Source organism: Aminobacterium sp. (assembly GCF_034926885.1).
Lineage (GTDB): Bacteria > Synergistota > Synergistia > Synergistales > Aminobacteriaceae > Aminobacterium.
Genome location: NZ_JAYFQR010000022.1, coordinates 21881 through 28466, shown reverse-complemented (window position 1 = coordinate 28466; position 6586 = coordinate 21881). Strand labels below are relative to the sequence as shown.

6 protein-coding genes are annotated in these 6586 nt (G+C 43.9%); 3 read left to right on the top strand and 3 right to left on the bottom strand.

Annotated features, from left to right (window positions below; translation table 11 throughout):
• Positions 1–336 (top strand): malic enzyme-like NAD(P)-binding protein (locus tag VB083_RS09845; protein WP_323402011.1); only part of this gene is annotated, 336 nt, incomplete at its 5' end.
• A gap of 55 nt (positions 337–391) precedes the next feature.
• Here the strand turns inward: VB083_RS09845 and VB083_RS09840 are convergent.
• Positions 392–1876 (bottom strand): AMP-binding protein, encoded by a 1485-nt coding sequence (locus VB083_RS09840; RefSeq protein WP_213691391.1) that lies wholly within the window; start codon positions 1874–1876, stop codon positions 392–394.
• Positions 1877–1994: 118 nt separating this feature from the next.
• On the opposite strand from VB083_RS09840, the gene VB083_RS09835 reads away from it, so the two are divergent.
• Entirely contained in the window at positions 1995–2843 is an 849-nt protein-coding gene (locus VB083_RS09835) for an asparagine synthase-related protein (protein WP_213691392.1), read from the top strand.
• Positions 2840–4093, top strand: coding sequence for a nickel pincer cofactor biosynthesis protein LarC (larC, locus tag VB083_RS09830; protein WP_323402010.1), 1254 nt, complete (start codon positions 2840–2842; stop codon positions 4091–4093). The genes VB083_RS09835 and larC overlap by 4 nt, the downstream gene beginning before the upstream one ends.
• A 97-nt stretch (positions 4094–4190) precedes the next feature.
• Here larC and VB083_RS09825 read toward each other — a convergent pair whose 3' ends face one another.
• Both VB083_RS09825 and VB083_RS09820 read right to left on the bottom strand, forming a co-directional pair.
• Positions 4191–5324: an alanine racemase gene (locus tag VB083_RS09825; protein ID WP_213691394.1), complete on the bottom strand. Its 1134-nt coding sequence runs from the start codon at positions 5322–5324 to the stop codon at positions 4191–4193.
• A gap of 45 nt (positions 5325–5369) precedes the next feature.
• Positions 5370–6569 (bottom strand): M20 metallopeptidase family protein, encoded by a 1200-nt coding sequence (locus tag VB083_RS09820; RefSeq protein WP_213691395.1) that lies wholly within the window; start codon positions 6567–6569, stop codon positions 5370–5372.
• Between the last annotated feature and the right edge of the window lie 17 nt (positions 6570–6586).

The following is a 6586-nucleotide window of genomic DNA, read 5'->3' as shown; positions in this document are numbered from 1 at the left end:
ATCTTTGCTATGGCCAATCCTACGCCTGAAATTTATCCTGATGAAGCTCAGGCTGGCGGTGCTGCTGTTATTGCTACAGGGAGAAGCGATTTCCCGAACCAGATCAACAACTGTCTTGGTTTCCCTGGCATTTTCAGAGGCACTCTTGATGTTCGCGCAAGCACAATCAACGAAGAGATGAAACTTGCTGCCAGTAAGGCTATCGCTGAGCTCATTTCTGATGATGAACTCACAGCTGAAAGAATTATTCCCGAAGCTCTCGATCCTCGCGTTGCTCCAGCTGTTGCCAAAGCTGTCGCAGAGGCAGCCAGAAAAACAGGTGTAGCTCGTATTTAATACTCATAAAGAGACATATAAAGAGGGAAAGGCATTTTGCTTTTCCCTCTTTATATTATTCTTCTTGTTGTTCTCTCAATTTTCGCTTTAAGACTTTACCTACACTTGAAAGTGGAAGTTCTCGAACAAAACGTATCTTTCGAGGAATTTTATAATAGGCCAATTGTTCCTTACAAAATGAAGTAAGTTCTGCAGAAGAAAGACCGCTATTTTCCTCTCTAATAACAAAAGCAACCGGGATTTCACCACTTACAGAGTGCCTTTCTCCAATAACAGCGGCTTCTTTCACATCAGGATGGCGCTTGATAACACGCTCAATTTCCTGAGGAAAGACATTGAAACCACTAACGATAAGCATATCGCTCACCCTGTCGAGAATAGTAATGAAACCATCTTCATCAAGGTTAACCATGTCTCCTGTGTTAAACCAGCCATCGGAAAAACGTTGTTCAGTCAGAGTTGGGGCTTTTAAGTATCCCGAAGTTACTGATGGTCCTTTAACCCAAAGAACACCTTCCGAACCTTTGGGAAGAGAATGCCCTTCTTCATCTCGTACATCGAGAGAGTAACCAGGCAGAGCCGGCCCTACCGTTCCTTCTTTTCTCATAGAGTCGTTAGGGTTGCACGAAACCACTGGAGAACACTCGGTGAGCCCATAACCTTGATAAATAATAACGCCAAAGGTATCGCGAACACGTTGTTCCAATTCTGGTTCCAGAGCTCCACCGCCTGTCAGTATATATTGGAGAGATGATGGTAAAATTTCTCCTCTGCTGACTGCCCCCAAAAGAAAAGGCAACATGGATGGAACTGCAATAAGAACGTTTGTTTCAGATTCACGAAGAGCATTGAAAAAGTTACGCACAGGCATAAATGAAGAGACAATAACTTCTTTAAGTCCCCATAATATAGGGAGCAAACCACAAATGGTATATCCCAATGAGTGGAAATTAGGTAATACGTTTAATAAAACCTTTCCCTGCTCAAAACCTTCTATTGTTGTCTGGACTTTCGATGTATTGTCATAAAGATTAGCATGGGTAAGAGGAACAGCTTTCGGATCGCCAGTCGTACCTGATGTGGCAAAAATTACGGCAATGTCAGAGTCACCCTTTTCAATATGTTTGCCTTCAAGAGAAGGAATCACCCCATCAAGGGAAGCAACTGTCCAAGGGTACGAAGAGAGGGCAAGGGCCTCGGCAATCACACCTGTATCACTTGCTGTTACAGCCCCCCAGGGTCGTATATGATCAAGCATAGCGAGAACTGAATCTTTTCCCGTGCGACTGTTTAATGGAACGATCGTTCCGCCAAGCACCCATACGGCTAGAGAAAGATAAAGGACGAGAGGTGAGTTGGGAAGAAAAACAACAAGGCGATCTCCTGCTGTAAATCCTTTTTCTTCCAGGTTTTTTTTGCATAACTGTACTGCATTCAAAATAGCATCTCCTGTTATCCAGGAGCCATTCCACCAAAGAATTCCACTTTCTCTATCCTTTTCTAAATGGGCTAAAGCAATTTCTTCTAAGCGTTTTGTCATACGAGCCCCTTCTTTCCCTATCAAATGGTAATAGAATACCACGGATGGAAAATGTGGTGAACCAGAGCAATATAAAATGATACAATCATGGATGTTTGAAAGAGAGCAGGTGAGAGAGTTGAGTTATACCATCTTAAAAAGATATTTTCCCGAGAGTGTGCTAAAAAAGCTGAAACAGTCTCAACGATGCGTTGTTTCCTTTTCTGGCGGAGTTGACAGCACTGTAATTGTAGCTGCAATGGCCTCTATTCTTTCTCCTAAAGAAGTTCATGCCGTCATGTTCCGATCCTTTTTACATTTTCCCGAAGAGATGGAACGAGGACGATTATACTGTTTGGGTCTTGGCACAACCCTTCATCAAATTCCTGGTCCTGAAATTGATGTACTTGAGGTTATGAATAATAGCAGAGCTCGTTGTGGCTTTTGCAAAGAAGCCCGTGCAAGAGAACTTCTTGATTTCGCCAAAAAGCTTGATGCTGACCTTGTTTTAGAGGGCTCAAACGCTGACGATCTTAAGGATTCTACTCGTCTGGGAACAAAAGTGCTTCAAAAAATGCCTGAAATTTACTCACCTCTTGCAAAGGCTGACCTTTCTAAAAATGAAGTTCGGATGCTCGCGAAAGAATTGGGAATAACATGGTGGAACGAAGCAGCTACAGCGTGTCTTGCCACTCGATTTCCTGAGGGGCACCGTCTTTCCGCTGTGGAATGTTCGAAGGTCGCAAGATCTGAATGGGCCCTACGTCAGGCAGGCTTACCCCAAGTTCGTGTTCGGGTGTTCGGAGAAATGGCGTGTGTACAAGTACCCGTTCCTCTCTTGAAAGAAGCTCTTGCCAAAAGAGAAGAGATTCTGGGGATAATAACTCAAGAAGGATACAACCACGTTATGCTCGATCTTCAGGGGTATGAATGGGGCAGAAAGTGGATCAAAGAAAAAGAAATCGCAGGAAGGACGGACTCTGAATGAAAATTCTTTATCTGGATTGCTTTTCCGGTATCTCCGGAGATATGTTTCTTGGGGCTCTTCTTGATTTAGGACTCGACAGAAACGAGTTTCTCAGAAAAATGGAGACAATTCAAATGTTTCCGGGGCATCACCATCACCATGATCATGACCACCATCATCATCACGATGTTGTCGGCTACGAAATTCATATAGAAGACGCTGTGAAAAAAGGATTTTCAGGTGTTAATGTTACTGTTACCACAGCAGAAGAGCATCCACACAGAGGTTTATCTGATGTCTGCGCCATTATAGATAATAGTGGACTTTCTGACGATGTAAAAGAGAAGAGCAAGCTCGCCTTCAAAGTACTTGCTGAAGCAGAAGGGAAAGTTCATGGGCTTCCTCCTGAAGAAATACATTTTCACGAAGTAGGAGCTGTTGACTCTATCATTGATATTGTCGGAGCTTTTGTTCTTATGGAAATGCTTTCACCAGATATTGTTATCTCGTCTCCCCTTAACGTTGGGAGCGGAACAGTGCAGTGTGCTCACGGCATTCTTCCCGTACCAGCGCCTGCCACTGAAAACCTACTCTGTGGAATACCTATTTATTCCGCAGGACCCCCCATGGAACGAGTTACTCCCACTGGCGCACTTCTGGTAAAAACATTTGTTAGTCGTTTTGGGACGTTACCCGAAGGAACGATGCTCAAAAATGGACGTGGACTGGGTGATAGAGACAGCGATATTCCAAACTTTTTACGAGTATCCCTTCTAAAGGGAATGGAGGGAAAAGACTGTGCTTCAAAAGGGGGGAAAGAGCCCTTTCTTCGAGACACAGGCATTGTTCTGGAAACAAATATTGATGATATGAATCCTCAATACTACGAACCTGTAATGGAACGTCTCTTTGCTGCAGGGGCTATGGATGTCTGGCTTGATCCCATTATTATGAAAAAAGGACGTCCGGCCATTAGGCTTTGCTGTCTTATTCCTTCTTCTCTTGAAGAAAAAGCTGCGGAAATCATCTTGAAGGGAACGACAACGTTAGGCCTTCGTCGTTACACCGTAGATCGGATAAAGCTTCACCACCACATTACTCCTATAGAGACAGCCTTTGGTCTTGTCCGCATAAAAGAAGCTTGGTGGGGAGACGAAAGACTTCGCCTGAATCCAGAATACGATGACCTTAAACGAATTTCAAAAGAAACGGGTATCCCTCTACACAGTTTGCGAGAAGAGATACTAAAGCAAATTGGAGAAATACACTAAAAGAGACGCGTTAAAAAGAAAAGCCCTTCCCTAGAGAAAATCAGCATGGAGAAGGGCTTTCACTTTTCTTTGTTCTGTCATTATTACACTTCTTTTTTTATCGAGACATTCCTCTGGCCAAAATTTCGTACTCTTCTGCTACTTCGCCATTCCTCACCCCATAAATAACCGAATATAGATTACATGTAGGGCAGGCATGGTTAGGTATTATTTCCACTTTATCCCCGATTTCAAAAGACATATCGTGAGGGGGCGTAAAGAGAGCGTGTTCGTCTGACAAACTCTGCAATGTAACAGATGGACGATTCTTCAACACGCCAAACCCGTGGCTTGATGTCATTCCTCCATGATGAGTGTAGTATGTAAGAGCTTTTGTTCCAGCATCGAGTACAACTCTATCAGGAGCAGGACGACTTATTACCGTAGCAAGAACAGAGAGCGCGCAATGGTCATAGGTTCCAAGAATTCCTGCCTGATCAGCGTCTAAGAATATATACGTACCCGGCCTGATTTCGGTAACTCCCGCCAAAATCTCTGAAACGAGAAGAGAGGGCGTAGATCCTATACTGACAACTTCTACGGGAATACCCACACTCCTAATGTACTCTGCCGTTTCAAGCATTTGACTTTGACTTTGTTGAGAAATTGCCCTGATCGCAGATAATGACTCGGCATTATAACTTTGACCGTCATGGGTAAAAATTCCCATCAATGTAACGGAATCCCTATAACGAATAAGCTTTGCCAATTCAAGGGCTGTCTCTTTTGAAAAAACACCGGTACGATGATATCCAGTATCTATGTCTATCATGACATTGAGGGGATGAGGTTCCCCGTCAAAGGTTTCTGCAAGCATCTTAATATGTTCAGCGCTATCGACACCAACAGCAAGATTTGTTTTACGAGCCAAAGCGAGAAGACGATCCATCTTTATATCTCCAACAATTTCGTTAGCAATAAAAATATCAGTTATCCCCGCAGCAGCCATAACTTCAGCCTCTCCAAGTTTGGCCACTGTAATTCCCTTCGCTCCAGCAATCAGTTGCTTTTTGGCAATATCTGGCGTTCTGTGTGTCTTTATATGAGGACGGAGAGAGACACCGGCATTTTGCGCTTTTTGTTGCATCCAGTGAAGGTTTCTCTCCATAACATCAAGATCTACAAGAAGCGATGGCGTATCAATATCCATAACCTGACAACCTCTGAACGGTTCATGAAGACACCTCATCATATTTTCCACCTCATCTTTCTTCAAAAAGCGTTTCTCTAATCCCCTCTACTTTTTGAAGGTCTCAAGAAAATGACAGGCAAAAGACGATAATAACGCAACTCCATTAACTAAAACTTCGTCATTCGTTCGGAACTTCGGATTATGATGCTGCGCATCTGTCCCTTTTTCCGAGTCCCCCATTCCAAGGAAGAACATGACTCCGGGAACCTCTTCCTGGTAGAAACTGAAATCTTCTGATCCCATAACTATGGGAAGTTCTTCAAGAGCCTCTTCCCCCATTATTTTTCCTGTGACACCTTTAAGGATGTTTACCATTGCTTCATCATTCACAGTTACAGGGTAGACAGGGATAAAATCTACTTTAACCTCGCAACGAAGAGCAGAAGCAATTCCTTCTGCAATTCGGCGTATCCGGTCGCCCATACTTGCTCTGATCTCAGGATTTGTTGTACGAACGTTCCCCTGAATATAAGCTGTTTCAGGAATAATGTTGGGAGCACTTCCCGATTCGACTTTTCCTACGCTTAACACTACAGTTTCCAGAGGATCTATTTCTCGACTCACCACTGTCTGAGCTGTTGTAATAATGGTAGCAGCAGCGATAGTCGGATCAATAGCTTCATGAGGCCGTGAGCCGTGTCCTCCCCGTCCTTTAACTTCTATTTCCCAAATATCGGCAGAGGCCATCATTGCTCCACTACGAAAACCAACCTTTCCCGCTTCAAGAGTGCTCCAAACGTGAAGACCGCAAATACCATCGACACCGTCAAGAACCCCTTCCTCTCGAAGCTGCTTTGCTCCAGAGCGCACTCCAGATTCTTCTGCTGGCTGGAAAATAAGTCGAACTCGACCTGGCAACTCGTTCTTTAAAGAGGCAAGTACATTGGCAACCCCTAAAAGGATAGCGGCATGAGCATCGTGTCCGCATGCATGCATAACTCCATCACACGTAGATTTCCATGGATCGTCAACAGCTTCCTTAAGAGGCAATGCGTCTATATCTGCTCGAAGAGCAATCATGGGGCCATCTTCTTTTCCTGTAAGATCTGCGGTTACACCTGACCCTGTACCACCAAAACCACGGCGGATATTCTCATAGCCCAATTCACGCAAAACAGATTCAATCTTTTTTGAAGTCTCTTCTTCTTTCCATGACAGCTCTGGGTGAGCATGAAAATCATGACGAAACTCTATAACTTTCTGCTCTATCTCAGAGGCTAAAGCACATACTTTTTCTTTATTCACCGTTATAGCTCCTTTCA

What these genes read in the sequence shown, in the direction of transcription:
- VB083_RS09840 (WP_213691391.1), bottom strand. Translation starts at nt 1,876, where the DNA reads ATGACAAAACGCTTAGAAGAAATTGCTTTAGCCCATTTAGAAAAGGAT.
- larC (WP_323402010.1), top strand. Translation starts at nt 2,840, where the DNA reads ATGAAAATTCTTTATCTGGATTGCTTTTCCGGTATCTCCGGAGATATG.
- VB083_RS09825 (WP_213691394.1), bottom strand. Translation starts at nt 5,324, where the DNA reads ATGATGAGGTGTCTTCATGAACCGTTCAGAGGTTGTCAGGTTATGGAT.